At 62.7% G+C, this 25,438-nt stretch carries 25 protein-coding genes; 9 read left to right on the top strand and 16 right to left on the bottom strand.

What is annotated here, in order from left to right:
* Positions 1 to 351: 351 nt before the first annotated feature.
* Genes mdcE through mdcA form a run of 5 tightly spaced genes read right to left on the bottom strand, consistent with a single transcriptional unit; the run spans position 352 to position 4,889 of the window.
* Positions 352 to 1,167, bottom strand: a complete 816-nt coding sequence (gene mdcE, locus AWB65_RS07605; protein WP_087666554.1) for a biotin-independent malonate decarboxylase subunit gamma — start codon at positions 1,165 to 1,167, stop codon at positions 352 to 354.
* Entirely contained in the window at positions 1,164 to 2,015 is an 852-nt protein-coding gene (locus AWB65_RS07600; protein WP_087666575.1) for a biotin-independent malonate decarboxylase subunit beta, read from the bottom strand. The genes mdcE and AWB65_RS07600 overlap by 4 nt, the downstream gene beginning before the upstream one ends.
* A 5-nt stretch (positions 2,016 to 2,020) precedes the next feature.
* Positions 2,021 to 2,329 (bottom strand): malonate decarboxylase subunit delta, encoded by a 309-nt coding sequence (locus AWB65_RS07595; protein ID WP_087666553.1) that lies wholly within the window; start codon positions 2,327 to 2,329, stop codon positions 2,021 to 2,023.
* Positions 2,330 to 2,337: 8 nt separating this feature from the next.
* Positions 2,338 to 3,228 (bottom strand): triphosphoribosyl-dephospho-CoA synthase, encoded by an 891-nt coding sequence (locus tag AWB65_RS07590; RefSeq protein ID WP_087666552.1) that lies wholly within the window; start codon positions 3,226 to 3,228, stop codon positions 2,338 to 2,340.
* Positions 3,228 to 4,889 carry a malonate decarboxylase subunit alpha gene (mdcA, locus tag AWB65_RS07585; RefSeq protein WP_087666551.1) on the bottom strand — a complete coding sequence of 554 codons (1,662 nt, stop codon included), beginning with the start codon at positions 4,887 to 4,889 and terminating at the stop codon, positions 3,228 to 3,230. Before mdcA ends, AWB65_RS07590 begins: the two co-directional genes overlap by 1 nt.
* Before the next feature lie 386 nt (positions 4,890 to 5,275).
* Between mdcA and AWB65_RS07580 the strand changes: the two genes are divergently transcribed.
* Together AWB65_RS07580 and AWB65_RS07575 are read left to right on the top strand one after the other, a co-directional pair.
* Positions 5,276 to 5,581 carry a DUF485 domain-containing protein gene (locus AWB65_RS07580; protein WP_087657012.1) on the top strand — a complete coding sequence of 102 codons (306 nt, stop codon included), beginning with the start codon at positions 5,276 to 5,278 and terminating at the stop codon, positions 5,579 to 5,581.
* On the top strand, positions 5,578 to 7,248 hold the full coding sequence (locus tag AWB65_RS07575) for a cation acetate symporter (protein ID WP_200821681.1): 1,671 nt from the start codon (positions 5,578 to 5,580) through the stop codon (positions 7,246 to 7,248). Before AWB65_RS07580 ends, AWB65_RS07575 begins: the two co-directional genes overlap by 4 nt.
* Before the next feature lie 39 nt (positions 7,249 to 7,287).
* On the opposite strand, the gene dinB is transcribed toward AWB65_RS07575, so the two are convergent.
* Entirely contained in the window at positions 7,288 to 8,457 is a 1,170-nt protein-coding gene (gene dinB, locus AWB65_RS07570; protein WP_087666550.1) for a DNA polymerase IV, read from the bottom strand.
* Between the two features lie 207 nt (positions 8,458 to 8,664).
* Here dinB and AWB65_RS07565 point away from each other — a divergent pair, with 207 nt between their 5' ends.
* The 3 genes from AWB65_RS07565 to AWB65_RS07555 all read left to right on the top strand — a co-directional run bounded on the left by AWB65_RS07565 (position 8,665) and on the right by AWB65_RS07555 (position 12,623).
* Entirely contained in the window at positions 8,665 to 9,645 is a 981-nt protein-coding gene (locus AWB65_RS07565; RefSeq protein WP_087666549.1) for an aldo/keto reductase, read from the top strand.
* Positions 9,646 to 9,775: 130 nt separating this feature from the next.
* Positions 9,776 to 10,708: a histone deacetylase family protein gene (locus AWB65_RS07560; RefSeq protein ID WP_087666548.1), complete on the top strand. Its 933-nt coding sequence runs from the start codon at positions 9,776 to 9,778 to the stop codon at positions 10,706 to 10,708.
* Positions 10,709 to 10,988: 280 nt separating this feature from the next.
* Complete coding sequence (locus AWB65_RS07555) at positions 10,989 to 12,623, top strand: arylsulfatase (protein WP_087666547.1); 1,635 nt, start codon at positions 10,989 to 10,991, stop codon at positions 12,621 to 12,623.
* Positions 12,624 to 12,629: 6 nt separating this feature from the next.
* Here AWB65_RS07555 and AWB65_RS07550 read toward each other — a convergent pair whose 3' ends face one another.
* Complete coding sequence (locus tag AWB65_RS07550) at positions 12,630 to 13,472, bottom strand: AraC family transcriptional regulator (protein ID WP_235007538.1); 843 nt, start codon at positions 13,470 to 13,472, stop codon at positions 12,630 to 12,632.
* A gap of 223 nt (positions 13,473 to 13,695) precedes the next feature.
* On the opposite strand from AWB65_RS07550, the gene AWB65_RS07545 reads away from it, so the two are divergent.
* Genes AWB65_RS07545 through AWB65_RS07530 form a run of 4 tightly spaced genes read left to right on the top strand, consistent with a single transcriptional unit; the run spans position 13,696 to position 17,272 of the window.
* The gene (locus AWB65_RS07545) at positions 13,696 to 14,637 is read left to right on the top strand and encodes a transporter (RefSeq protein WP_235007537.1); all 942 of its coding nucleotides are present in this window, start codon (positions 13,696 to 13,698) and stop codon (positions 14,635 to 14,637) included.
* A gap of 46 nt (positions 14,638 to 14,683) precedes the next feature.
* Positions 14,684 to 16,417, top strand: a complete 1,734-nt coding sequence (locus tag AWB65_RS07540) for an FAD-dependent oxidoreductase (protein WP_087666545.1) — start codon at positions 14,684 to 14,686, stop codon at positions 16,415 to 16,417.
* A 14-nt stretch (positions 16,418 to 16,431) separates the two neighbouring features.
* The gene (locus AWB65_RS07535; protein WP_087666544.1) at positions 16,432 to 16,815 is read left to right on the top strand and encodes a c-type cytochrome; all 384 of its coding nucleotides are present in this window, start codon (positions 16,432 to 16,434) and stop codon (positions 16,813 to 16,815) included.
* A gap of 28 nt (positions 16,816 to 16,843) precedes the next feature.
* Entirely contained in the window at positions 16,844 to 17,272 is a 429-nt protein-coding gene (locus AWB65_RS07530; protein ID WP_087666543.1) for a nuclear transport factor 2 family protein, read from the top strand.
* A gap of 46 nt (positions 17,273 to 17,318) precedes the next feature.
* Here the strand turns inward: AWB65_RS07530 and AWB65_RS07525 are convergent, their stop codons facing one another.
* From AWB65_RS07525 to AWB65_RS07485, 9 genes are read right to left on the bottom strand one after another with little or no spacing between them, the layout of a single operon-like run.
* Positions 17,319 to 18,440 (bottom strand): porin, encoded by a 1,122-nt coding sequence (locus AWB65_RS07525; RefSeq protein ID WP_200821680.1) that lies wholly within the window; start codon positions 18,438 to 18,440, stop codon positions 17,319 to 17,321.
* A complete protein-coding gene (locus tag AWB65_RS07520) occupies positions 18,412 to 18,777 on the bottom strand; it encodes a Rieske (2Fe-2S) protein (RefSeq protein ID WP_087666541.1) in 366 nt (121 codons plus the stop codon). The genes AWB65_RS07525 and AWB65_RS07520 overlap by 29 nt, the downstream gene beginning before the upstream one ends.
* Positions 18,774 to 19,604: an intradiol ring-cleavage dioxygenase gene (locus AWB65_RS07515; protein WP_087666540.1), complete on the bottom strand. Its 831-nt coding sequence runs from the start codon at positions 19,602 to 19,604 to the stop codon at positions 18,774 to 18,776. Before AWB65_RS07515 ends, AWB65_RS07520 begins: the two co-directional genes overlap by 4 nt.
* Positions 19,605 to 19,616: 12 nt before the next feature.
* Positions 19,617 to 20,687, bottom strand: coding sequence for a branched-chain amino acid ABC transporter permease (locus AWB65_RS07510; protein WP_087666539.1), 1,071 nt, complete (start codon positions 20,685 to 20,687; stop codon positions 19,617 to 19,619).
* A gap of 21 nt (positions 20,688 to 20,708) precedes the next feature.
* Positions 20,709 to 21,575 (bottom strand): branched-chain amino acid ABC transporter permease, encoded by an 867-nt coding sequence (locus AWB65_RS07505; protein ID WP_087666538.1) that lies wholly within the window; start codon positions 21,573 to 21,575, stop codon positions 20,709 to 20,711.
* Positions 21,572 to 22,279 (bottom strand): ABC transporter ATP-binding protein, encoded by a 708-nt coding sequence (locus tag AWB65_RS07500; RefSeq protein ID WP_087666537.1) that lies wholly within the window; start codon positions 22,277 to 22,279, stop codon positions 21,572 to 21,574. The genes AWB65_RS07505 and AWB65_RS07500 overlap by 4 nt, the downstream gene beginning before the upstream one ends.
* Positions 22,280 to 22,281: 2 nt before the next feature.
* Positions 22,282 to 23,004, bottom strand: a complete 723-nt coding sequence (locus AWB65_RS07495; protein ID WP_087666536.1) for an ABC transporter ATP-binding protein — start codon at positions 23,002 to 23,004, stop codon at positions 22,282 to 22,284.
* Positions 23,005 to 23,020: 16 nt separating this feature from the next.
* Complete coding sequence (locus tag AWB65_RS07490) at positions 23,021 to 24,319, bottom strand: ABC transporter substrate-binding protein (RefSeq protein WP_087666535.1); 1,299 nt, start codon at positions 24,317 to 24,319, stop codon at positions 23,021 to 23,023.
* Positions 24,320 to 24,375: 56 nt separating this feature from the next.
* Positions 24,376 to 25,434, bottom strand: coding sequence for a maleylacetate reductase (locus AWB65_RS07485; RefSeq protein WP_087666534.1), 1,059 nt, complete (start codon positions 25,432 to 25,434; stop codon positions 24,376 to 24,378).
* Positions 25,435 to 25,438: the final 4 nt, after the last annotated feature.

The raw sequence follows: 25,438 nt of genomic DNA, 5'->3' as shown, positions 1-25,438 counted from the left end.
CTGCGCGGTGCACCCAACGTCTGAGCGCGTAGCGCGAGGACGGATGTATGACTGCTGCACCGGTCCGTTGTACTGCGCGTTGCCACAGTGGGTCCGCGAGCCAAGCCGGGTTCCACCGTGAGGGCGACACTTACTCTCCAGTGCCAATCCCAATCAAACGCTAGTGATGGATTGGTTAGTATTGGCGGTTGGAAGCTGCTTTCTTTGCTTACTTTCTTTGCAGCAGCAAAGAAAGTGAGTCCCGCCCCGGACAGGGGCAGAGCTAATAAACCGTAAAGAAACCAAGTTCCATCGAAGCGCATCAACATCAAACGGTGTTAACAACCCCACCCCAGCCCCAGCGCCCCCGACCTACTGCCATTGCTCCCGCAACTTGCGCCGCACCGCCGAGGAGGCAGCACGATGCTCGCTGCCGAGCCGGCTTTCCAATCCCCGTGAAGGATCGTTGCGGATATCGTCATAAGCGGCCTGCAACGCGTTCTCAACGGTGGCCTGATCCGCACTGCCAGGCGCATCGGCGTTGCCTACGCTCAACAGCTTCCACAGCAGCCCGAGCGACGCGTAGTTGTCGATGTCATAAGCCATCGGCGGGACGCGTGCCGTGAACGCTTCGAGATCGGCGACCGAGCGCAGCGTCACCCGCGCCGCCGATTCCTTTCCCATCGCATGGACCATGACCTTCGGATCGGCAAGCGCGATCAGTCGGTTAGCCTGATAACCATGCGCGAGAAATGCCCCCGACATCGCCCGCCCCACGATCAGCCCGATCACCGGATGACCCGCGAGCCGCGCGCTCGCGTAGGCATCGGCGGCACCGGCGAGCGCCTGGTGGATGCCATACGCTTCCTCGCGGCGTCCGTATGCTTGACTCGCCACGTCGATCACCGCGACGATCGCGCGCTTCTCATCTCGCTTGCTGTCCGCATTGACCACTTCACGCACCGCGCGCGCCACCTCCCATCCTTCGATGAGACCGACCTCACCGCTGCGCGCTCGCGGATACGGGTTGTCCGGATCGGGCACCACAGCGATGAAGCGCGCGGGATGGTCGCCGAGCCGCGCATCGGCGACCCGCACCGACGGGGGATAGCCGTCCTGCAGCGGCGCGCTGTAAGTGAGCGCGTCGAGCCAGACTGCGCCGCGCTTCGAAAGCTCTTGTGTGCTCATGACTGAAACCCCTTGCCGTAGATGGCGGCCGCCTGTTCGGGCGTGGCCTGCACGCCTGGATCGACTTCGGAAAGCCGCGCGAGGAATCCCGCGACGCGTTCGCTGCGGCATGCCTCGGGCCGCCCCGCGCGAAACAAATCGATGACGGCCGCGCGGATCGCGTCGGCGTCGTCGGCGACGTAGTCATCGACGAGTCCCGTGCGATGCCGCTGCTCGCAGCCGGTGAAGCTCCAGATCATCGGACGGTCGCGTGAATCGAATTCGGCGATGCCCGCTTCCTGTTCGATGACGGCTGGGCCGTTGAGGCCGAGGCGCGCTTCGCGGGTGCCGATCAGGTAACTGCACAGGCCCGCTGCGATCGACATGCCGCCGTAGCAGCCGATCGGACCCGCCGTGATGCCGATCACCGGCTGGTAGCGCCGCAAGTCGACGATGCCCGCGTGAATCTCCGCGATCGCCGCGAGTCCGAGATTCGCTTCCTGCAAGCGCACGCCGCCCGTTTCGAAGAGGATGACGGCGCGCGTCGGGATGCCGTTGCGGTTGTCCTCGGCGGCGAGTTCGAGGCTGCCCGCGATCTTCGCCGCCGACACCTCGCCCATGCTGCCGCCCTGGAATCCGCCGTCGATACCGAGCACGACGGCGGGCTGCCCGTCGATGGTGCCTTTCGCGACCACCATGCCGTCGTCGGCCTGCGTCACGATGCCCTGGCGCATGAGCCACGGCGACGTGACGCGCTGGAACGGATCGAGCAGTTCGCTGTACGTGCCTGCGTCGAGCAGCTTTTTCGCGCGGCTGCGGGCATCCAGTTCGATGAAGCTCTGGCGGTCGAGCAGTTGCTGTGTGTCCATGATCTTCACGCTCCGCCGTTTGATTTCAGTTGTTCGAAGACCTGCCCGATGCGCATCTGCACGACGCCGGGCGTCGCGCCCGAATCGTTGATTTCGAGCTTCGCGGCGGGCAGCGACCCGTCGCCGAAGATGCGTTCGAGCACGGCCTGCCAGAGGCGGCCCTTGCCGTCGACGGAAGTCGTGACGTTCACGACGGTGCGGTTCGCCGCGTTCGCTTCGAGCAGCACTTCGAGGTCTCCCGAAGCGACGACGCCCACGAGCGCGCGCCCTTGTGCGGGCTGCCCCGCCGGGAATTCGAGGACGATGGTTTCCATGTGTGTTCCTATGCGTTCGACTGATGATTGGCTTCGCTTTGAAGCCGGTCGAGAAAGAGGGCTGCGGCGAGCAGGTCGGCGGCGCCACCGGGCGAAACGTGCAGTTCCACGAGACGCCGGTCCAGTGCCTTCAGTTCGCGGCGTCCCGCGAGCGCTGCTGCGCCGCCTTGTTCCAGCACGCGCCGTGCTCCGTGCTGCATCTCGGCCAGCGCGTTCGGTCCGCCGCGCGCGAGGACGCAGGTGTCGTCGAGTGTCGCCATCACGGCGAGCAATGCGTTGAGGCGCGCGGCCGTTTCGCTGTCGCCACGCGAGCGCGAACGCACGAGTTCCGGCAGCGCGATATCCACGACATGCGGAAAGCCCGCCTGCGCCTGTCCGCGTGCGCCGCCGACGTTATAGTCGAGGCACGCCTGCTCGCCCTTGTTGCCGGTGATCGCCGGCGCGTGGCGATCCTGCACGCGAGCGATCGATCCAGCGCGTGCCGCGACGGCTTGCGGCGCCAGATCCAAAGGCTCGCGTGCCGCTGCGGTCACGAGCAGCCCGAGCGCCCAGATCGCACCGCGATGCGTATTCACGCCGCCGGTCGCGTCGAGCATACGTGTTTCACCTACGCGTCCGATCGCGCCGATACGTTCGCGCAGCGCGAGCAGCGGCTCAATTTCGATTCCCGCACACGCCATCTCGACGAACGTCGGCTGCAATGCGAGCGCCGATACGCACATCAGTTTCCAGTCGAGATCGTGATGCGCGCCGCGGCTGCGGATATCGACGAGGCCGGGCTTCGGCGCAAGCGTCACTTCGTCGAGCAGAGCCTCCACCACATGCGTGCCGAAAAGGTCCGCCAAGGCCGGTGCGCGGCGCAGCGGCCGAGCTGCGTTGAGTGCGAGGTGCTCGCGCATTACCAGCTCCGAAAGCGTGCGGGCGGCTCGTACAGTCCGTCCGACCAGTCGACGATATCGGCCATGCTCTTCGCGGCGAGCAGCGACCGGCTCGCTTCGCTGCGATGGATGCCGAGGTCTTCGGGCAGTGCGACGAAACCGTCGCGGCGCAGCGCGGCGAGCTTGCCTGCGTCGCTCTTCAGCCCGATCGGCGTGACACCGGAAACGGCCGCGATCATCTCCTTGCGATGGTCGAGCGAGCGCGCCTTGTACAGATACGCGATGCCTTCCTCGGTCAGCACGTGCGTGACGTCGTCGCCGTAGATCATCACGGGCGCGAGCGGCATGCCGGATTCGCGCCCGACATCGACAGCGTCGATCGATTCGACGATCGTCGGCTGGCCGCCCGCCTGGAACGTCTCGACCATCTGCACGACGAGCTTGCGGCCGCGTTCGAGCGGGCTGTTCGTTTGCAGCAGGTCGAGCCATGCGGGCGTCGCGTGACGACGGCCGTGCGGATCGTGGCCCATGTTCGGCGCGCCGCCGAAGCCGGTAAGCCGTCCGTGCGTGACAGTAGACGAGTTGCCTTCGCCATCCATCTGCAACGTCGAGCCGATGAACATGTCCACCGCATATTGCCCCGCGAGCTGGCACATCGTGCGATTGGAGCGCATGGAGCCGTCCCGGCCGGTGAAGAAGATATCGGGCCGCGCGGCGACATACGCTTCCATGCCGAGCTCGCCGCCGAAGCAATGCACGCTCTCGACCCAACCGGTTTCGATCGCGGGGATCAAAGTCGGATGCGGGTTGAGCGTCCAGTTGCGGCAGATCTTGCCCTTGAGGCCGAGTTTCTCGCCATACGTCGGCAGGATCAGTTCGATCGCGGCCGTGTTGAAGCCGATGCCGTGATTGAGCGACTGCACCTGATGCTTCTCGTAGATGCCGCGAATCGCCATCATCGCCATCAACACCTGGATCGGCGTAATGAGGCGCGGATCGCGCGTGAAGAGCGGCTCGATGAAAAACGGCTTGTCGGCCTGCACGACGAAATCGACCCACGAGCCGGGGATATCGACGCGCGGCAGGTCCTTCGGATCGTCGACGATCTCGTTGACCTGCGCGATCACGATGCCGTCGCGAAACGCGGCGGCTTCGATGAGCGAGGGCGAATCCTCGGTGCTCGGGCCCATGTAGAGATTGCCCGCGCGATCGGCCTTGTAGCCCGCGCACAGCACGACGTTCGGCGTGAGATCGACGTAGAGCCGCGCATAGAGCTCGATGTAGGTATGGATCGCGCCGATCTCGAGGATGCCATCCTGGAGGAACTGCGAGATGCGCAGGCTTTGCGCGCCGGCATACGCGAAGTCGAGCTTTCGCGCGATGCCCCGTTCAAAGAGATCGAGATGCTCGGCGCGGCTCACGCTCGGAATGATGAGATGCAGGTCGTGGACGACTTCCGGATCGACCTTCGCGAGCGAACGCGACAGAAAATCCGCCTGCTTCTGGTTGTTCCCTTCGACGACCACGCGGTCACCCGTGGCGACGAGCGCCTGCAGGACATCGACGATGCGCTCGGTGGGCAGCACCATGCCATCCGCGATCGATGCGACTCGCGCAAGCCGGCGATGTTTTTCCGCACGGCGCGTGGCCCAGCGGGACGGGGTCTGACTTTGACTGGACATAGGGACTCTCGCTCAGGACATGAAGCCAAGTCTAGGGAGCGGGAGCTTGCGGTTCAATGACGTTCGGGACGCGACTGTTATCACGAGAGTAACGATCGGAGGAAACGAACGGTCGAACGATGCCGGGATTCCCTTCTGCAACCGGCCCCGGCGGTGCGCCTCATGGAAAACCCGCGCACGCGTAAACCCCGGTCAAATGAAAGGCTCCGCGTAAGAAGCGGGTAAGCGGACATGCTTAACGTAGCGACATGCACCGCTGAGCGTTACCTGTTCCAGCGCGGCAAAAACTGCTGCAAGGGATCTTCCGAAGAAACGGCGCCCGCAACCGGCGCCCGCAAGTCTTCCGGGCAGCGTATGACAATGAAAGAGTCACGGCAGGAGACAAAATGGAAGAAGACCTCGTCCGCAAGATCAAGTCGAACCCGCGCTATCACGAACTCGTGAACAAGCGCTCGAAGCTCGGATGGACGCTGACCGCGGCCGTCCTCGTCGTGTACTACGGATACGTTCTCTTGATCGCCTTCGACAAGGAACTGCTCGCGAAGAAGCTCGGCAGCGGCGTCATGACGCTCGGCATTCCGCTCGGGCTCTTCGTCATCGTGTTCACGGTGGTCATTACGGGCCTCTATGTGCGTCACGCCAACAATACATACGACGATCTGACCGACAAGATCAAGCGGGAGGCCGCATGAAAGTGAAAGCACTTCATCACGTTACTGCGGGCGCGCTGCTGACGCTGTCGGCGGGTGCGATGGCCGCGGGCGGAGACCTCGGCCAGGCCGTCAAGCAGCCGACGAACTGGACGGCGATCGGGATGTTCGTCGTATTCGTCATCGCGACGCTTTTCATCACCAAATGGGCCGCGGCCAAAACCAAGTCCGCCGCTGAGTTCTACACGGCGGGCGGCGGCATTACGGGCTTTCAGAACGGCCTCGCGATCGCGGGGGACTTCATGTCGGCGGCGTCGTTTCTCGGCATTTCGGCAGCGGTCTACGCGAACGGCTACGACGGCCTCATCTACTCGATCGGTTTTCTCGTCGGCTGGCCGATCATCACGTTCCTGATGGCGGAGCGCCTGCGCAACCTCGGCCGCTTCACGTTCGCCGACGTTGCCGCGTACCGCTTCAAGCAAACGCCGATTCGCGCGTTCGCCGCGTCGGGCACGCTCGTGGTCGTCGCGTTCTACCTGATCGCGCAGATGGTCGGCGCGGGGCAGCTCATCAAGCTGCTGTTCGGGCTCGAATACTGGATCGCGGTCGTGATCGTGGGCGCTTTGATGATGGTGTACGTGCTCTTCGGCGGCATGACGGCAACCACCTGGGTGCAGATCATCAAGGCCTGCCTGCTGCTCGCGGGTGCGACGTTCATGGCGTTCATGGTGCTCGCGCAATTCCACTTCAGCCCCGAGGCGCTGTTCGCCAAGGCCGTGGAAGTCCATGACAAGAAAGACTCGATCATGGCGCCGGGCAACTTCATCAAGGACCCGATCTCGGCGATCTCGTTCGGCATCGCGCTGATGTTCGGCACGGCTGGCCTCCCGCACATCCTGATGCGCTTCTTCACGGTGCCCAACGCGAAGGAAGCGCGCAAGTCGGTGTTCTGGGCGACGACTTGGATCGGCTACTTCTACATCCTGACCTTCATCATCGGCTTCGGCGCGATCGTGCTGGTCGGTACAAACCCGATCTTCAAGGACGCGGGCGGCAAGCAGTTGCTCGGCGGCGCGAACATGGCGGCCGTGCATCTTGCGAGCGCGGTGGGCGGCAACGTGTTCCTCGGCTTCATCTCGGCCGTGGCGTTCGCGACGATTCTCGCGGTCGTCGCCGGATTGACATTGGCGGGGGCATCGGCGGTTTCGCACGATCTGTATGCCACCGTGTTCAAGAAGGGCAACGCAACCAGCTCTAGCGAATTGCGTGTCTCGCGTGTGACGACGGTCGTGCTTGGCATCGTCGCGGTGGTGCTCGGCATCGTGTTCGAGAAGCAGAACATCGCGTTCATGGTGTCGCTGGCGTTTGCTGTCGCCGCGTCGGCTAACTTCCCGGTGCTGTTCATGTCGGTGCTGTGGAGCGGCTGCACGACGCGTGGCGCTGCGCTTGGCGGCTTCATGGGGCTTCTGTGTGCGGTGGTGCTGACGGTGCTCTCGAAGGCGGTATGGGTCGATGTGTTCCATTACGCGAGCGCGCCGTTCCCGTACGCATCGCCTGCGCTCTTCTCGATGGCGGCCGGGTTCTTCGGGATCTGGTTCTTCTCCGTGACCGACAAGTCGGAACGCGCGCGCATCGACAAGGCCGGCTTCGAAGCGCAGACGGTTCGCTCGGAGACGGGCATCGGCGCGGTGGAGTCAGCGAGTCACTAAACGCTTCCTGCGACGTACGGCATCACGCTGTACGTCGCGTCAAATTCCCCCGGACGCGTCGAACTGCATCTCCGATTGCACCCACTTCGGCACGCTCCCATCGACGCTCTGTTGCGACAGAGCGCTCGCCTTTACCCCTAGCAAACGAATACTCCGGTCGAGCGTGACGCGCTTCAGACATTCCGTCGCGGCGCGCCGGATCGACGCGGCATCTGCGACGCCCGCTTCGAGCGTGTGATCGCGCGTGACCGTGCGGAAGTCGCTGAACCGCACCTTGATACTGATGCACGCCGACGTGAGATTGCGCCGTTCGAGATCCTCCGCGAGGCGCACGCACAGATTGGTGAAACGCTCGGATAGCTCCGCCCGATCGCGGCGCGGATGCAGGTCGCGTGAAAACGTCGTCTCGCGCGACTTCGAACGCGGCACTGACGATGTCTCGATCTCGCGGTCATCGATTCCTGCCGCGATGCGCGTAAGCCACGTCGCGTAGCTCAGACCGAAGTGCTGCTGAAGCAACGCGGGATCGGCTGCGGCGATATCGCCGACGGTGTGGATGCCGAGCGCCGCGAGCCGGTCGTTCGCTTTCGGCCCGATGCCGTTTACTTTCTTCGCGGGCAGCGGCCAGATGCGCGTCTCCAGGTCGTCGAAGGTGAGGAGAGTCAGGCCGTCGGGCTTGTCGAGTTCAGAGCCGATCTTCGCGAGCAGCTTGTTGGGCGCGACCGCGATCGAGCACGAGAGACCGGTCGTGTCCGCGACCACGCGCTTGATACGCTGGGCGAGCGTGCGCGTCTCGCCGGGCACGTCGGTCAGATCGATATAAATTTCGTCGATGCCGCGATTCTCGATGCGTGGCGCGATCGTCGCGACGGCGCTCTTGAATAGCTCCGAGTAGTGCCGATACGAATCGAAATTGCTCGGCAGCAGGATCGCGTCGGGGGCGAGTTGCGCCGCCTTCATCATGCCCATCGCGGAAAACACGCCGAGCTTGCGGGCCTCGTAGGTCGAGGTCGTCACGACGCCCCGGCCTGCGTACTCGCGCAGCCTGACGAAGTGGCGCGTGCCATGCTCGTCGACGGTCGGCTCCGACCGGTGCCCGCCGCCGACCACGACCGCCTGCCCGCGCAACTCGGGGTACCGTAGCAATTCGACGGAAGCGAAGAACGCATCCATGTCGAGGTGCGCGATGCGGCGGGGTAGGTCGCTCATGTCGGCTGATGCGATGCGGCTTAAGGCGTGCTTGAGGAGAGTGCCGTTATGTTATCAACAGCGCGGGCGTCGCGGGCAAACGGGCTTCGGCGGGCATTGCTACTCGCGGCTATGATGACATCTCCCCGCCGCTCCGAAGGCTGCCTGTCATGAAGATGGCGCCGCTGTCAGGCAGCCGCCGGCGACCTTAAACCAAGGAGCACACGCATGGATTATGTGAAGCTTGGCTCGACCGGACTCGACGTGTCGCGCCTCTGTCTCGGATGCATGACCTACGGCGACCCCGCGCGCGGCAAGCATCCGTGGACGCTCGACGAAGACCGCAGCCGGCCGTTGATCAAACAGGCGCTGGACGCAGGCATCAATTTCTTCGATACCGCCAATACGTATTCGGACGGCACGTCGGAGGAAATCGTCGGCCGCGCGCTGCGCGATTTCACCAAACGCGACGACCTCGTGATTGCGACCAAGGTGTTCAACCGGATGCGTCCGGGGCCGAACGGCGCGGGCCTCTCGCGAAAGGCGATATTCAACGAGATCGACAACAGCTTGCGGCGCCTCGGTACGGATTACGTCGATCTATATCAGATCCATCGCTGGGATTACGGCACGCCGATCGAGGAAACGCTTGAGGCGCTGCACGATATCGTGAAAGCGGGGAAGGCGCGTTATATCGGGGCGTCTTCGATGTATGCGTGGCAATTCAGCAAGGCGCTGTATCTCTCGCGCGAACGCGGCTGGACTCCATTCGTCACGATGCAGAATCACCTGAACCTGCTGTATCGCGAGGAAGAGCGCGAGATGCTGCCGCTGTGCAAGGACATGGGTATCGGCGTGATGCCTTGGAGCCCGCTTGCACGAGGACGCCTGACGCGCGACTGGAACGAGACCACCGAGCGCCAGCAGACCGACGATTTCGGCAGTGGTCTCTACGCGGCATCGCTCGATGCGGATCGCGCGGTGATAGAAGCGGTGGCTGCCGTCGCGGCGGAACGCGGCGTGCCGCGCGCGCAGGTCGCGCTCGCATGGGTTGCGCAAAAGGACACGGTGACGACGCCGATCATCGGTGCATCGAAGCCCGCGCATCTGACCGATGCGGTCGCGGCGCTTTCGCTGAATCTGTCGGCGGAGGAGATCGCGCGGCTCGAAGCGCCGTATGTACCGCATGCGATCGCCGGATTTCAATAGTTCCGGACTCAAGCGGCGGTCCATAACGATCACCCTATGGTGCGGCAAAGAATCTCTGATTGTTCCGGATGCGCGCATGGCACTAAGCTTGCCATGCGCCGCATTCCCGCGTCGATAACCACGATCGCTGATGACCACTACCCTCGTCTATACCCACGCCGCTTGTCTGGAACATCGTCCGGGGCCTGGCCATCCAGAATCGCCGGAGCGCTTGGAGACCGTACTGAGCGCCTTGCGTTCGCCATCGTTTGCGGCGCTCGAATGGCGTGACGCGCCGATGGGCACACTCGAGCAACTCGAGTTGATCCACGATCGCGACTTCATCGATCAAGTTGCGGAGATCGCGCCGCAGCGCGGCTACGTGCCGCTCGACGGCGGCGATACGGTGATGTCGCCGGGATCGTGGGAAGCCGTGATGCGCTGCGTGGGCGCGGCTTGCGCGAGCGTCGATGCCGTCATGAACGGCGATGCGCGCAATGCGTTCTGCGCGACGCGTCCGTGCGGTCATCATGCGGAACCGGCGCGGGCGATGGGGTTCTGCATCTTCAATCAGGCCGCGATCGCCGCCGCTTATGCGTATGACGTGCACAAGCTGGAGCGCGTCGCAGTCGTCGATTTCGACGTTCATCATGGCAATGGCACGCAGGCGGCTTTCTATAACCGTCCGGAGCTTTTGTATGCTTCGAGCCATCAGTCGCCTTTGTATCCCGGCACGGGCAGAGCATCCGAGACCGGCGTGAGCCATAACATCGTCAACGTGCCGTTGCCGCCGGGCTGCGATTCCGGACTCTTCCGTTCAAGGATCGAAGCAGACATGCTGCCGGCCATTCGTGCGTTCGATCCTGAACTCATCATCATTTCCGCCGGGTTCGATGCGCATCGGCTGGACCCGCTCGCGGGCCTCAACCTCGAGGACGACGACTTTCAGTGGATCACGCTGGAGCTGATGCGGATCGCGGAATCGACTTGTCGTGGACGGATCGTTTCGATTCTCGAGGGTGGCTATAGTCTCGAAGGACTAGCGACCGGGACGGCTGCCCACGTTCGCGCTCTGATGGGGTAAGCGGGTCTCTGATCGTCGTTTTCCCGGTTCGGAACATTCATCATATGTTCCGGGCGGTCAGTCTCCCGGCGTGTCCTGTCGTCACAAGTAAAACAATCATCGATCAGGCGCCGCCCCATCTTTCACGTAACTGAGTTTGAAAAACAGGAACGCGTGCACTACCGTTCCTGAAGAACGCCCCTTGCGTTCCGCAAAAAATCGAAATGATCAGCGCGATTGAATGGTTTGTCGAAACTAAGTCATTTTTTTCCAGGCACGGCGGTGGACAAGAGAGACTTCCATGACATTGGGCCGATTCACAATCGCCGCATTCCTCTCGCTGACAGCGCTGCTATTCCCCGCATTCGGCTCCGCCCAGACCTCGACTGACAAGCCCAACATCGTCGTGATCTTCGGAGACGACATAGGCATGTGGAATGTCGGCGCCTACGATCACGGCATGATGGGCCGCACGCCCAACATCGATAGTCTCGCCCGCGACGGTGCGCTCTTCACCGACCAGTACGGGCAACCGAGTTGCACTGCTGGCCGTGCCGCGTTCATCATGGGCCAGATGCCGATACGCACCGGCATGACCACGATCGGCATCCCCGGTTCGAAGCGCGGCATTCAGAAGACCGACCCGACGCTTGCCGAAGTACTGAAGTCGCAAGGGTACGCGACGGCGCAGTTCGGCAAGAACCACCTCGGCGACCGCAACGAATTCCTGCCGACCGTGCATGGCTTCGATGAATGGTTTGGCAACCTGTATCACCTGAATGCCGAGGAGGAACCGGAAGAGCTCGACTATCCGGGCCAGCGCAACCCGCAATACACGAAGGATGTGGGACCGCGCGGCGTCCTGCACACATGGGCCACGAGCAGCGACGATTCCACCGACGATCCGAAATTCGGCCGCGTCGGAAAGCAGCGCATCGAGAACACCGGGCCGCTGACCCGCAAGCGCATGGAGACGTTCGATTCGGAAGTCGTCACGCAAACGCTCGACTGGATGGACCGCACCGGCAAGACGGGCAAGCCGTTCTTCGTCTGGTTCAACACGACGGCGATCCACATCTGGTCGCATCCGCAGATGAAGTACCTTCAACAGGCAGTGGCGGAAGGGCGCGCGGAACAGGACGTCGTGCGCGCGAAGATGCTGGAGCATGACGAGCAGGTCGGCATGATCCTCAAGAAGCTCGACGAGATGGGGGTGTCGAAGAACACAATCGTCGTCTACACCACCGACAACGGCAACGAACTGATGATGTGGCCGGACGGCGGCTACGCGCCGTTTCGCGGCGAAAAGGGTACGACGTGGGAGGGCGGCGTGAGAGTGCCGTGCCTGATCCGCTGGCCCGCCGTGATCAAGCCCGGTACGGACCTGAACGGCATCCAGAGCCATGAGGACCTGTTCGTCACGCTGGCCGCGGCCGCGGGTTTGCCGAACCTGAAACAGGATCTGCTGAAGGGCTACAAGATGAATGGCACGACCTACAAGGTTCATCTCGATGGCTACAACAATCTGGATTATTGGGCGGCGAAAACCGATAAATCAGCGCGACGCGAGTTCTTCTACTACGACGAAACCGACCTGATGGCGATCCGCGTCGATGCGTGGAAGATGCATATCGGCATCAAGAAGGACGGTAGCTGGTTCAACGAGAAGACCTATCCGAGCGTGCCGTACGTCTTCAACCTGCTGATGGACCCGCAGGAGAAAATGGACCCCGAGTCGCCGGAGTGGGGCTATATCGGCCGCAAGTTCGTCGCGCAGAAGCTGTGGGCGCCGACGGCGGGCGTGCCATTTCTGCAGGCGCATTTGAAGAGTTTGCAGGACTATCCGCCGAGTCAGGGCGCGGATACGCTCAGCATGAAGAAGGCGGTCGACGAAGCGATGCGGAAGCTCTCGACACCTACCGGCAGCAGCAACTAAGCGACGCTACTGCGCGTTCTTCCTCAAGCGCAGCGGCGTCGTCCCGATTCGCGCGGAGAACAGCGCCGTCATGTGCTGCTGTGACGAGAATCCGCATGCCGCTGCGACATCGCATAGCGGCGTATCGGTCGCGCGCAGCAGCTGCGTCGCCGCATCGATCCGCTTTTCCAGCACGAATCGATAAAGCGAATACCCGGTGCGTGCCTTCACGCCTTCGAAGACCACGCGCACCGGCAAGTCGAGCGTCGCCGCGATCTCCGCGCAGCTCAGCCTCTCCTCAATGTTGGCAGTCACGTACTGTTCGAGGCGCGAAAATTCGGCGTCGGAAATGCCGCGCGTGCGCTTGTCGGCGGTGGTCTCCAGATGCCGCGTCGTTTCGATCCAGGCAAGTGTCGCGAGGCACTGCATCTCCCACGGGTCCACGCGCAGAGCGCTATCGGCCGGTACTTTCAGGCGCGCATAGCGCACCAGATGACGGATCGCATCAGCTCCGAGGTTGCTGCGGCTGTCCATGCGGCGGGTCGCGCTTGCATGGCGCTGAAACGCGTCGAGATACCGAAACGCGATGAAGCCGTTCCGAACCTGCTGCGCCTCGATCCGCATGCTGCCGCCGCGCGCATGGAACGCAGCGGTCTCCGCCTGAAACGTGAAGGGGAGCGCGGGGCCGTCGTCGTAACGCGTCTCCGAAACGATCGTGCCGAGCAGCAGACAGATCATGTCGGGCGCATCGGCTACTTCGAACGTGTAGGGCGTTCCGCCGGAGATGCAGTATTCGAGCCCGGGCGCGCCGGATACCGCGCTGAATCCGTTGATTCGCCTCTGGGTGGATGGCTGGGGTGTCGCCCTCACTTGTCGTCTCCGATTGCCTAAATAGTGCATTTTTCACGAGTATAGCCACGCTGCGGCGCTCCAATGGGTCGCCGTTTGCGAACGCGCCGTGCGTATTTTTCAGCCTAGTGTTGACCCTGATGCCGCGCGATGCGGCAGGAATCTGTAATCCGCGAAACATGAAAGACCCGATGATCGCGTCGCCGTACGGTGTGGCTCATTACACCAAAATACGGAGACAACGATGGGAAGGATCAAACGACCGCTGAGATTGCGACGCGAAACGCTGACGCTCGCCATGATCAGCGCAACGTGCGCGATGCAGCTTGCAAGCACGGCCCATGCAGCGGGCATCCCGTTCGCGACCGACCGCCCTCAGACCTGGCAATTCAGCTCGGACTTCGAAGGCTCATACGATTCCTTCGGCCAGAACCTCGGATGGAATCACGAGGGCCGCGCGTTCGATTCACACGGCAACCAGATCGACGGTCCGGGCACGAACACCTTCGTCGGGCTCTCGACGTTCATCCACTACTGGAAGCTGCCTTCGCTGCCCCACGTAGGTTTCAACGCCAGCATCACGGTGCCTGAGATCCGCTCGCAGGGATCGCAATTTTCAGCTAGCGGCATCGGCGATCCGCTGCTCGGCGGCCTCGTCTGGTACAACCCCGCGCCCGCGACGACGCTCGGTTTTCAGGCGTACGTGCAAGTGCCGATCGGGCAGAACAGCGTATCGACGAATACGTGGTCGTTCTGGCCTTCGGTGTTCTACGACGACTGGTACGGCCACGTGAACGTCGATCTGCTGGTCGGCGGCATCCTGCGCGGACGCACGCTGCGCTCCGGCCAGGACGATCTTAGCCCGGGCAACACGTTCCATCTGAATCTGCGCGTCGGCTACAGCATCTCGGCGCCCGATAACCCGTTCGCGATTCCCTTCTTCGCCTTCGATCATCAAACGAGCGGCGGCACTTTCAACCAGACCGCCCTCACGGCGGTGCCGAACAGCGCGAGCCGCGAGACGACGGTCGGCGCGGGCGTGCTGTTCCAGTTCAAGCCGAACAGCCTGCCGTTCCTGCATCAAAAGATGTACGACCAGCTTTCCATTCAATACCAGCACTCGGTGTCGGGCCGCAATACCGCGCTCACCAACGGAATTCTGGTGCAGGCGTGGCACTACTGGTGAGCGCCGCGCCTTGCATCAACCGCATATGAAAACTCAGGAGACGAACATGATCGATGACAAGAAACATCCCACCGCATCGCGGCGTAACTTCATCAAGGCGGCGGGCGCGGGCACCGCGGCGGCCGCGTTCGGCGCGGTGACGCTGTCCGCCAAAGCCGCCAGCGAACTCAAGTTCGACGCGGAGTACGACATCGTCGTGTGCGGCGGCGGAGGCGGCGGCTTGCCGTGCGCGCTCTTCTCGCGCTGGCTCGGCAACCGCGTGGCGATCCTCGAAAAGGCGGGCAGCGTCGGCGGTACGGCGGCGAAGGCCGCGTTCTGGTACTGGGTGCCAAACAACGAGCCGATGCGGCGCGCCGGCATCGCCGATCCGAAAGCGGATTATCTGCGCTACGTGGCGCGGCTTTCGCGGCCCGAGCAATACGATCCGTCGCTGCCGAAGCTCGGTCTTTCGGACTGGGAGTACGAGATGTGCGAGGCGATCTACGACAGCGCATCGCCCGCGGCCGAGCTGCTCGCGAGCAAGGGCGCGCTGCCGTATCGCCATGAAGGATCGGTGCCCGACTATTGGGCCGAATTGCCCGAAGACAAGGCGCCACGTGGCCGCGTGCTGTTCCCGAAGGACGGTTTGCCGAGCATGTCGGACGGCGGCCGCGTTGCGATCCGCACGCTGAGCACGGCCGCGCGGCGCGACGGTATCGACATTCGAACAGGGTATCGCGTGCAGAAGGTGCTGGTGGACGGCAAGGGCGCCGTGATCGGCGTCGAGGCGCAGACCGAAGAAGGCACGCATTTTCGCGCGCGCGTGAAGAAGGCGGTCGTGTTCGCGACAGGCGGCTTCACGCACGATCCCGAACTGCGCAAGAACTTCCTGCACGGCGCGGTGTACGGCGGCTGCGCGGCGCCGACCAACGAAGGTGACTTCGTGCGCATTTCCAGCGCGCTCGACGTGCAGTTGCGCAACATGAACTACTCGTGGATGGCGCCGATCTCGCTCGACAAGGCGATCGCGAAAGACGGCTCGCTCTCCGGCATCTTTACGCCGACGGGGGATTCGATGCTCTACGTGAACAAGTATGGCAAGCGCGTCGTCAACGAAAAGCTCGCGTACAACGAGGTCTGCGCGACGTTCTCGCAATGGGATGGCGCGAAGGGCGAGTATCCGAATCTCGCGCTGATCTCAATCTGGGACCAGCAGGCGCAGGACCATTGCGCAAGCGACGACTACGGCAGCCTGATCGTGCCGAAGGGATCGAATGACCGGCACGTGTTGCGTGGAAACACGTTGCCCGAACTTGCCACCGCGATCCGCGAACGTCTTGCGAAGCACAAGAGCGCGGTCGGCGGGATGGATCTCAGCGACGACTTCCTCCGCAATCTCGACACGACGATAAAGCGCTTCAACGGCTTCGCCAAGACCGGCGCGGATGCGGACTTTCATCGCGGCGAGCGCATCGTCGAAAAGCTGTTCAACGGTCCCGTCAGCAAGAAGGCGGACCAGAAGAACGAAACGATGTATCCGCTGAGCGCGAAGGGGCCGTATTACGCGGCGCTGATCGTCGCCGGCAATCTCGATACGAAGGGCGGCCCGAAGACCAATTCGCACGGACAGGTGCTCGATGTAAGCGGCACACCGATCAAGGGGCTGTATGGCGTCGGCAATTGTGTCGCGTCGGCGTCGGCGCGTGCTTACTGGGCGGGCGGCGGCACGCTCGGGCCGATCATCGCTTTTGCGTATCGCGCGGCGAACGCGGCGCATGCGGAAACCTCGACATCCATCTGAACCGGAGCGAAACCATGAACCGAAAATTTGTGCTTGGCGCCGTGCTCGCTCTCGCCGCTGGAGCGAGCTACGCGCAGGACGCGCAAGACACCGTCGCGATCGGCAAGAAACTCACGACCAACAACTGCGCCGTGTGCCATACGTTCGGCAAAGGTGAGCCGAACGGGCAGGGGCCGAACCTGTTCGGCATCCTCGGCAAGCCGTTCGCATCGGAGCCGGGCTTCAAGTATTCAGCGGGCATGAAGGCGGCCGCGGCCAGCAAAGTGTGGGACGACAAGCTGCTCGACGCGTGGCTCACCGATACGCAAACGGTCGCGCCCGGCAATGCGATGACCTACTTCGAAGGCGACCCGGCGCGACGCGCGAAGATCATCGCTTATCTGCGGACGCTGCACTGAACGACTTCATTGACTTAGGAGACGAACGATGGAAACCACCATGAACGACGAACAACGCAAGATCATCGCGCTGGAATATCTGCGCCGCCTCGACCGAGGCGCTCCCTTCTTCGATCTCTTCGACGACCACGCCGAAGTGTACTTCCCGAAGTGGGGTATCGCATCGGGGCGAGACGCATTCGAGAAGCTCTTCGCCGATCTCGGCTCGATCGTCGCGAAATTCAAGCACGATCTCGCGTATCTGAACGTGATCCAGCAGGGCGATACAGTGGTGGTCGAAGGCACGAGCTATGGCACGACACAAGGCGGCGTCGAGTGGCGCGCGGGTGTGACGCATGCGGGCCGTTGGTGCGATGTGTTCGAGATTCGCGACTTCAAGATCCAGCGCTGCTTCATCTATCTCGATCCCGACTACGAGGATGCGGATACGAAGCGCTATCAATGGCTTGCGCGGTGATGATGTGAAAAAGAGCGGCCGCGGCCGCTCTTATTGATTGATGCAGTCAGAACTTCGTTTGCAAGCCGATTCGAGCCAGCGTCTGCGAGCGGTTGCTTGCCGCCGCATCCGGTTGCAGCAATCCGTTGATCCACGCGCGCGTCGTAGCGCCGTCGCCGCTTGCGCGCTGGTAGATCGCTTCGACGTAGGCAAGCGTCGCCTTCGAGAAATGATATTGCACCGCAGAGCTCACCTGATGCGCTTTGTTGTTCGACAGGACTTCGTTGCCCTTCATGAACTGATAGTCGAGCCCGGCCGACCACGGACCGGAGATCGTCCACAAGCCGCCTGCCTTGTAGACGTCGATCTTCGCGCCGCTCGCCGTGTTCTTCGTGTTCGTGTAGAGGAGCATGCCGAGCACGCTGCCGAGCTGGTAGTGCGTGCCGAAGCCGAAGTTGCGGATGCCGTCGTGACCTTCGCCGAGTTCCGGATACTTGACTTCGACATACGCGGCACCGATTCCGAACGGACCGTTCTGATAGCTCGCGCCGAAACTGATCGACGAATTCTCCGAGAACGATCCAGGCACGCCACCGAAGCCATACAACGCGCCGAAATTGAAGCCTGACAGATCAGGGCTTCGATATTTCACCGCGTTCGACACGCGCGTGGCGCCTGCCATGCGGTCGAAGTCGAAGGCGCCGGTGGGATTGTTCGGCACGCCGAGCGCGCTGAACGGACCCTGCCGAAAATCGTAGAGTCCGCCGAAGAGCAACGCGCCGTCGAAGAGACCGAGCGTCAGCGTCTCGAACATGAAGTCGTATTGATTGCCGAACGTGAGCGTGCCGTAGCTATCGTTGGACAAACCCACATATGCCGTCCGATTGAAGATCTGCCCCGCGCCCGGGATGGTCGATCCGTTGCCGAGATCGAACTGGGAGGTCAGTGCGAATACCGCCTTGTTGCCGCCGCCGAGGTCTTCCGTTCCCTTGAACGTCAACAGGTTCGGTGCGTAGATGCCGCTGTCGAAGAACGTGACCGATTTGCCGTGCTGGTTGTTGACGTAAGTGATGCCGCCGTCGATCATCCCTTGCAACGTGACGCTGCTTTGTGCCTGTGCGTGTGCCGCCGTGAGCGCCATCAGCACACAGCATGCGAGCCTAATGTGAACATGTCCTGCCTTCCTCATGCTTCTCTCCCCCATCGTTGATGAATATTTTTCTGTCCTCCATGCGAATCGGGACCGGCGTAAGGCGTGCGCCCAGGCAAGGTCCGTCGATGCAGACGCCGTCCTCGAAGCGGAACATCGCACTGTGATGCGCGCACATCACGAGTTCGCCGCCGTATGCCCAGAACGTGTTCGGCTCGTAGTTCAGAGGGATCGAGAAGTGCGGGCAGACGTTGCGATAGGCCCATGCATCGTCACCGCGACGCAGTACGAGGACTGCGGACGCCGCTTCGATACCGCCGCCGTCCGGAACGTCGTCGAGTGCGCAAAGGGCGTTGTCTCCGGTGGAATCGTTCATGACCGGTTCGCTGCGATCAGCACGAAGTCACGTTCGACATCGAAGTGAGATTCTTTGGGCACATAGTCGACGACGAGCGACGACTTCACGCCAAACACCGCATCGGAATCGACATACGGATCGTCGGATGAAAACAACGCGGTCGTGAGCGTCTCGTAGCCGGGCGCGGCAATCCGGAAGTGGACATGTGCGGGCCGCATCGGATGGCGGCCCGTCGCGACGAGCATTCGTCCGACGGGCCCGTCAGTGGGGATCGGATAGCTCGTGGGCTTGAGCGAGCGGAACGCGTATTCGCCGGCTGCATTCGAATGAAAGCGGCCGCGCAGGTTGCCCTCCGGCTGGTCCGGGTCCTGTCCTTCGTACATGCCGTTGGCGGCCGTTTGCCAGACCTCGATCAGCGCGCCGGCGACCGGTCTTCCATCCACATCCACCACGCGCCCTCGAAAGACAGCAGGGTCGCCTTCCGTCTGTGCGATGTCAGCGCCGAACTCCGCTTCCTTCACGCCATCGCGATAGAACGGCCCGAGCAGGCTGCTCTCGGTCGACTGTTCTTCATGGCGCTGGTTGATCGCATCGAGCACAATCGAGAAACCGAGCGTGTCCGACAGCAGGATGAACTCCTGCCGGATGCCGTCGCACTTCTTGCCCGTCGCGGTCAGAAACTCGATGCCATGGCGCCACTCGTCGTGCGTCAATCGCACTTCGCGCGCGAAGTCGTGCAGATGACGAACGAGCGCGGTGATGATTTCCTTCGTCCTCGGTTCGGCGCATCCGCTGAACGCATCGATGACGGTTTCGGTGAGGTTGTCATTGGTCAGGTCTTTCATGGTGTGGATGCCTCAGGAGTGCGGTACGGAAGGAGCGGAATGCGCCGCATGGACCTCGCCGCGCGAGGATGACGGCGCCTTGTCGATAAACACGACGTGCCGCGCAACCGGGAAGAGCTGCCAGCCGAAACGACGCGACACGTACCCCCAGATACCTTGGGGAAAGAACATCGTGACGACGATCGCCAGCGCGCCCAGACCGATGAGATACCACGTGCCGAAGTAGGACAGGAACTTGTTGAGAAGGAAGAAGACGAGCGTGCCGATGATCGGGCCTTCGAGCGTGCCAAGACCACCGATCATCACGATGAAGATTGCGAACGCGGTCCAGTTCACTGAGAACGCGGCGTCCGGCGAGATGCGCAGATTGCCGACGAAATAGAGACCGCCCGCGAGTGCCGTGCCCGCTGCCGACACCAGATAGACCACCAGCCGCGCACGCTTCACATCGACGCCCTGGCTGTTCGCAGCGATCGCGTTGTCGCGCATCGCGGTGAGCGCGAGGCCACGTTTCGAACGCAGGAACACATACAGCAAACCGATTGCTGCGGAGACGATCGCGAGCGCCGTCCATAGCGTCAGCGATTCGCGCAACACGCGCGGCACGCCCTGAAACGCCGTGAGACTCGTACCCGATCCGCCGCCGAGCCACGATACGTTCGCAACCGTTAACCTGAATACCTCCGCGATCACCCATGTCCCGATCGCGAAGTAACCGCCTTCCAAACGGAACGCCACGAGCGAAACCGGAACGGCGATCAAAGCGGCGATGACAGCGCCAATCGGCACCGCGATAAACGGCGAGATGCCGCCGTAGTTGGCGAGAATCAGCATCGCGTATCCGCCGATGCCGAAGTAAGCCTGCTGCCCGATCGACACCATGCCGCCGTAGCCCGCGAGCAGGTTCCACATCAGCGCAAAGACCAGGTAGGCCGCGATCTGCGTGAAATCGCGCAACGTGTCGCGGCCGGCCCAGTAGGGCAGGCTCGCCACGATGACGGCCGCGATCAAAAGCACGAGCACGGCCACTCTGCTCGCGCGCGTCGCACGCCGGACTTCGAAAGCTCGTTCGCGCATACTCATGTCTGTCACCTCGATAAAACGTCAAGCGGTCTTGGGGAAGAAGCCTTGCGGCCGCACGGTCAGCACGGCGAGGAACAGCACGTGCCCGAGCCAGATACCCCAGCCGGGATCGAAATAAAAGCCGATCTGTTGCGCGATCCCGAGCGCAATGCCGCCCGCGAACGTGCCCCAGAACGAACCCATGCCGCCGATGATCACCGCTTCGAACGCGTAGAGCAGCAGCGCGGGGCCATCGGTCGGGGAGACTGCGGTCCGCATGCCGTAGAGCGTCGCAGCGAGCGCGATCAGCACGAACGCGATGCTCATCGCGAGGGCGAACGTGCGGCGTGGGGAGACGCCCATCAGTTGCACGATCTCGCGATCGTCGGAGGTTGCGCGAAACGCGCGGCCGAGCGGTGTGCGGCCGAAGAGCCATTGCAGCGCGAGCGTCGCGGCGATCGTGACGGCGAGCGTGAGGAGCGGCAAGAGCCCCAAGGCGATGCCGCCGGGCAACGCAAAGCTCATCGATTCGAAGCCGCCCGTTGCGAGCGAACGCGGGTCCGCGGAGAACACTTCCTGCAGCAGGTTCTGAATGACGATCGAAAGCCCGAAGGTAACGACGAGCGAAGGCAACGGATCGCGTCCGCTCACGCGATTGAGCACCGCGAACTGCACGGCATAACCCGCGCCAAAGGCGATTACGATCAACAGCGGCACGGCGAGCCACAACGGTACATGCGCCCAGCTCGTCAGCGCGAAGAGCACGAACACGAGCAACACGATGAAGTCGCCGTGCGCGGTATTGGTCAGACGCATCACGCCGAACACGAGCGACTGGCCCATCGCGAAGAGCGCATACAGCGCACCGAGCAGGACGCCTTGCAACACTATATTGACGGTCGAACTCATGACGTCACTCCGAAATAGGCTTGCGTGATCGCTTCGTCGGAGACGTCGGCGGAGGCGCCCGAAAGCGACACACGTCCCTCCTGAAAGCAATAGAAACGCGACGAGACCTTGCGCGCCAGTTGCACGTCCTGCTCGACGACGATCGCGCTCATGCCGTCCGCCACGATCGAAGGCAGCGCTGCGTAGATCTCGCGCACGATGACAGGCGCGAGCCCAAGCGAGAGTTCGTCGCACATGATCAGATCGGGGTTGCTCATCAGCGCGCGGCCGAGTGCGACCATCTGCTGCTGGCCGCCTGAGAGCGCCGTCGCCTGATGGCGTCTGCGTTCCTTCAGCACAGGGAACAACTCATAAACAGTCTGCAGATTCCAGTGTCCCGGCCGTTCGCAATATCCGCCGAGCAGCAGATTCTCTTCGACGGAAAGGCTCGCAAATAGCCTGCGTCCTTCCGGCACGAGCGCGATGCCCTTGCCGACAATGCTCGCTGCTGGCATGCCGCCGATCGCTTCGCCCTTGTAGAGCACCTGCTCCGGACGCGTGCGCAGCAAGCCTGCGAGCGTCTTGAGAAACGTCGATTTGCCCGCGCCATTCGAGCCGATCAGCGCGATCACTTCACCGCTGTTCACGGCCATGTCGATGCCGAACAGCGCCTGAAAATCGCCATAGAACGCGCTGAGCGCGCGTGTTTCGAGAATCGCCGGCATGCTCAAGCCTCCAGACCGAGATAGACGCGCTTCACTTCGGGATCGTCCATCACCGCAGCGGGCGATCCCTCCGCGAGGCGCTTGCCGAAGTGAATGACGAGCAATCGATCGGCAACGGCGAGCAGCGCATGCACGACGTGCTCGATCCACACGATCGTCACGCCATGCTCCTTCACGCGCTTGATTTCATCGACAAGTTCATGCGTCTCCGGCTCCGTGAGACCGCCTGCAATCTCATCGAGCAGCAACAGCTTGGGACGTGTGGCGAGTGCGCGCGCTAGCTCAAGACGCTTGCGGTCCAGCAGCGTGAGTGTGCTCGCAAGCTGATTTGCGCGGCGCTTGAGACCAGTGCGCTCCAGTACGTCGATGCACACGTCGTAGGCCGCGTGTTCTGCAAGCTCGCCGCCGAACGTCGCGCCGACCAAGAGGTTTTCGAATACGGTCATCCCGCCGAACGGACGCGGCACCTGATACGAACGCCCGATCCCCGCGACGCAGCGCTTGTGCGGAGCGAGCGCGCCGATATCGTTGCCGTCGAAGTGGATCGTGCCCGCATCAGGGCGCACGTCGCCACTCACAAGGTTGAAGAGGGTCGTCTTGCCCGCCCCGTTGGGGCCGAGGATGCCGTAAGTCTCGCCGCGCTGGATCTCGAAGCTGATGTCGTCGGTGACCTTCAGTGCGCCATAACTCTTCGAGACGCTCGACAATGCCAGAACGCTGCTCATCGCTTTGTCTCCCTCGTCATGCGATCAGCTTCAGCGGGCCGGAGAGCGGCACGCTGGGAGCGAGTTGATTGTTCACGATCGCGAGATCGAAGCGATGCGGTTGTCCTGCCGCAGTCTTGAGCCACTGCCCGCCGACGAGCGGCGTCTTCGCAACGTTCTTCACCGGGCCGCTGCCCCAGGCCACGCGTCCGACGACGGTATCGAGCTTCGTCGTCGCCACGGCGTCGCGGATCGCTTCGTTCGAGTCGATGTCTTTCGTGCGCTTGAACGCATCGACGGCGATTTCGAAGAGCGCGTGCGCGAAGCCGATAGGCTGCGTCCATTGCTTCGACGTGGCGGCTTCGTACGCGTCGGCAAGCTGCCGCGCGGACTGTCCCGTCAACGAAGACTTGAACGGATGTGACGGCGACCACCACACTTCGGTCGAGAGGCCATCGCCGAGATCGCCGAGCGCTTCGATGGAAGTCGGAAAGAGCAGCGCCTTGCCGATCGAAATGACCTTCGGCTTGAATCCTTGCTGACGCGCCTGCACGAGAAAGTTCTTTGCATCAGGCGGAATCACGACGCCCGTCACGATCTGCGAGCTGCCTTGCTTGAACGCGGAAATCTGCGCGGAGAAATCCTGCGTCATCGACTGGAAACGGCCCGGGTCCTTCAGCGTGAAGCCCTTTTGCGCGAGCACGGGCGGGAAGCCGAGCTTGCTGTCGCCCCATGCGTTGCCGTCGCCGTCGTTCGGGAAGAGGCCGCCGACCGTCTTGTTGGTCTGCACCGATCGCCACATGCCTGTGTAGACGGCGATCACGTCCTCAAGGCCCCAGAAGAAGTGATAGGTGTAGTTGAAACCCTTCTTCGGGTCGCCTTTTCTGCCGAAGAACCACGGCTGCCACGGAACGACAGTCGATACGCACGGCATCTCGTTCACTTCGCACGCGTCGCTGACCGGGTTCGCGGTTTCCGGCGTGCCGGAGACGAGCATGATGTCGACCTTTTCCTTGAGGATCAGATCGTTCGCCACTTCGCCCGCGCGGTTCGGATTGGACTGGCTGTCCTTCACGAGGATCGATACCGGATACTGCTTGCCGCCGATCGTAATGCCGCCCTTCAACGCCGTCTGCATCTGCTGGATCGTGAAGCGGTCGGCTTCGCCGAAGGGCGCGAGCGGCCCCGTTTGCGGCGATACGTAGCCAATTTTAAGCGTGCGCGGACCTGCGGCGTTTGCGATGCGCGCGAGCATCGGTGAGCTGCCAACGAGCGCGGCGCTTGCGGCGGCCTTCACGAATTGACGGCGAGCGCCGTCGATGGATCGATCGTCCATGTTTGTCTCCTTCAGTCTATTTATGGTTCTGCGCCAGCGTTTTTCTGTGCTGTGCGTCAGGTTGGCGCGCGGCCTTCGAAGGCCGCTTCGAGCAAGGCCCGCAAAGGCGCGCGTTCCAGCGGACGCGGGTTCCAGTAAGGGTTCTTCAACGCGATGTCCAATGCGATGTCGATGTCGCTTTCCTTGAAGCCGATATCTTTCAATGCAGTGGGCGCGCCGTTATCGCGCGCGAGATCGAATGCGCCTCGTGCGGCGTCCGTCGTGCCTAGTGCGCGTGCGATGCGCTTCATCGCTTGCGGCGCCGCATCGCGGTTGTAGGCGAGCGCGTGGGGTAGCACGATCGTGTGCGTCTCGGCGTGCGGAAGATTGAACGTGCCACCGAGCGTGTGGCACAGCTTGTGATGCAGCGCCATGCCGACATTGCCGAGCACCGCGCCGCACAGCCAAGCGCCGTAGAGACAGTCGCTGCGTGCATCGAGGTCACCGGGTTGCTCGACGACTTTGCCGATGCCTTGAGCCAGCGCACGAATGCCTTCCTCGGCCATCAGGCTGATGACCGGATTCGCGTCCTGCGCATAGAGACCTTCGGCCGCGTGCGCAATCGCGTTGATGCCGCTCGTGACCGACAGCGATGCAGGAAGCGACACCGTCAGCGCCGGATCATAGATGACGGTCTTCGGCAGCACGCGAATGTCGCGGCCCGTCTTCTTGAGTCCCGCCTCCGTGAGACCGTAGATCGGCGTCATTTCGGAGCCGGCATATGTGGTAGGAACGGCGAGTATCGGCAGCGACGAGGTCAACGCGATCGCCTTGCCGAGCCCCGTCGTGGAGCCGCCGCCGATTGCTACAGCGCAATCGGCGCCGACCCGTTCTGCGTACTCGCGTGCTTCGCGGGCGGTCTCCATGGGCACGTGCATCACCGCTTTTGCAAACACGCCCGTGACGCGCACACCGAGCCTTTCCGCGAGTGCTTCCGCCTGTTCGCGCTGCTGAGGCGTCGAGAGCACGATGGCGCGCTTCGCGCCGAGCAGATCGATCTCACGCTCAAGATGTTCGATGCTCCCTGCACCGAACACCACGCGCGACGGCATGCCCTGATAGATGAACGAGTTCATGATT

This window comes from Caballeronia humi, from assembly GCF_001544475.1.
Lineage (GTDB): Bacteria > Pseudomonadota > Gammaproteobacteria > Burkholderiales > Burkholderiaceae > Caballeronia > Caballeronia humi.
This window is presented reverse-complemented; position numbering and strand designations above follow the sequence as displayed.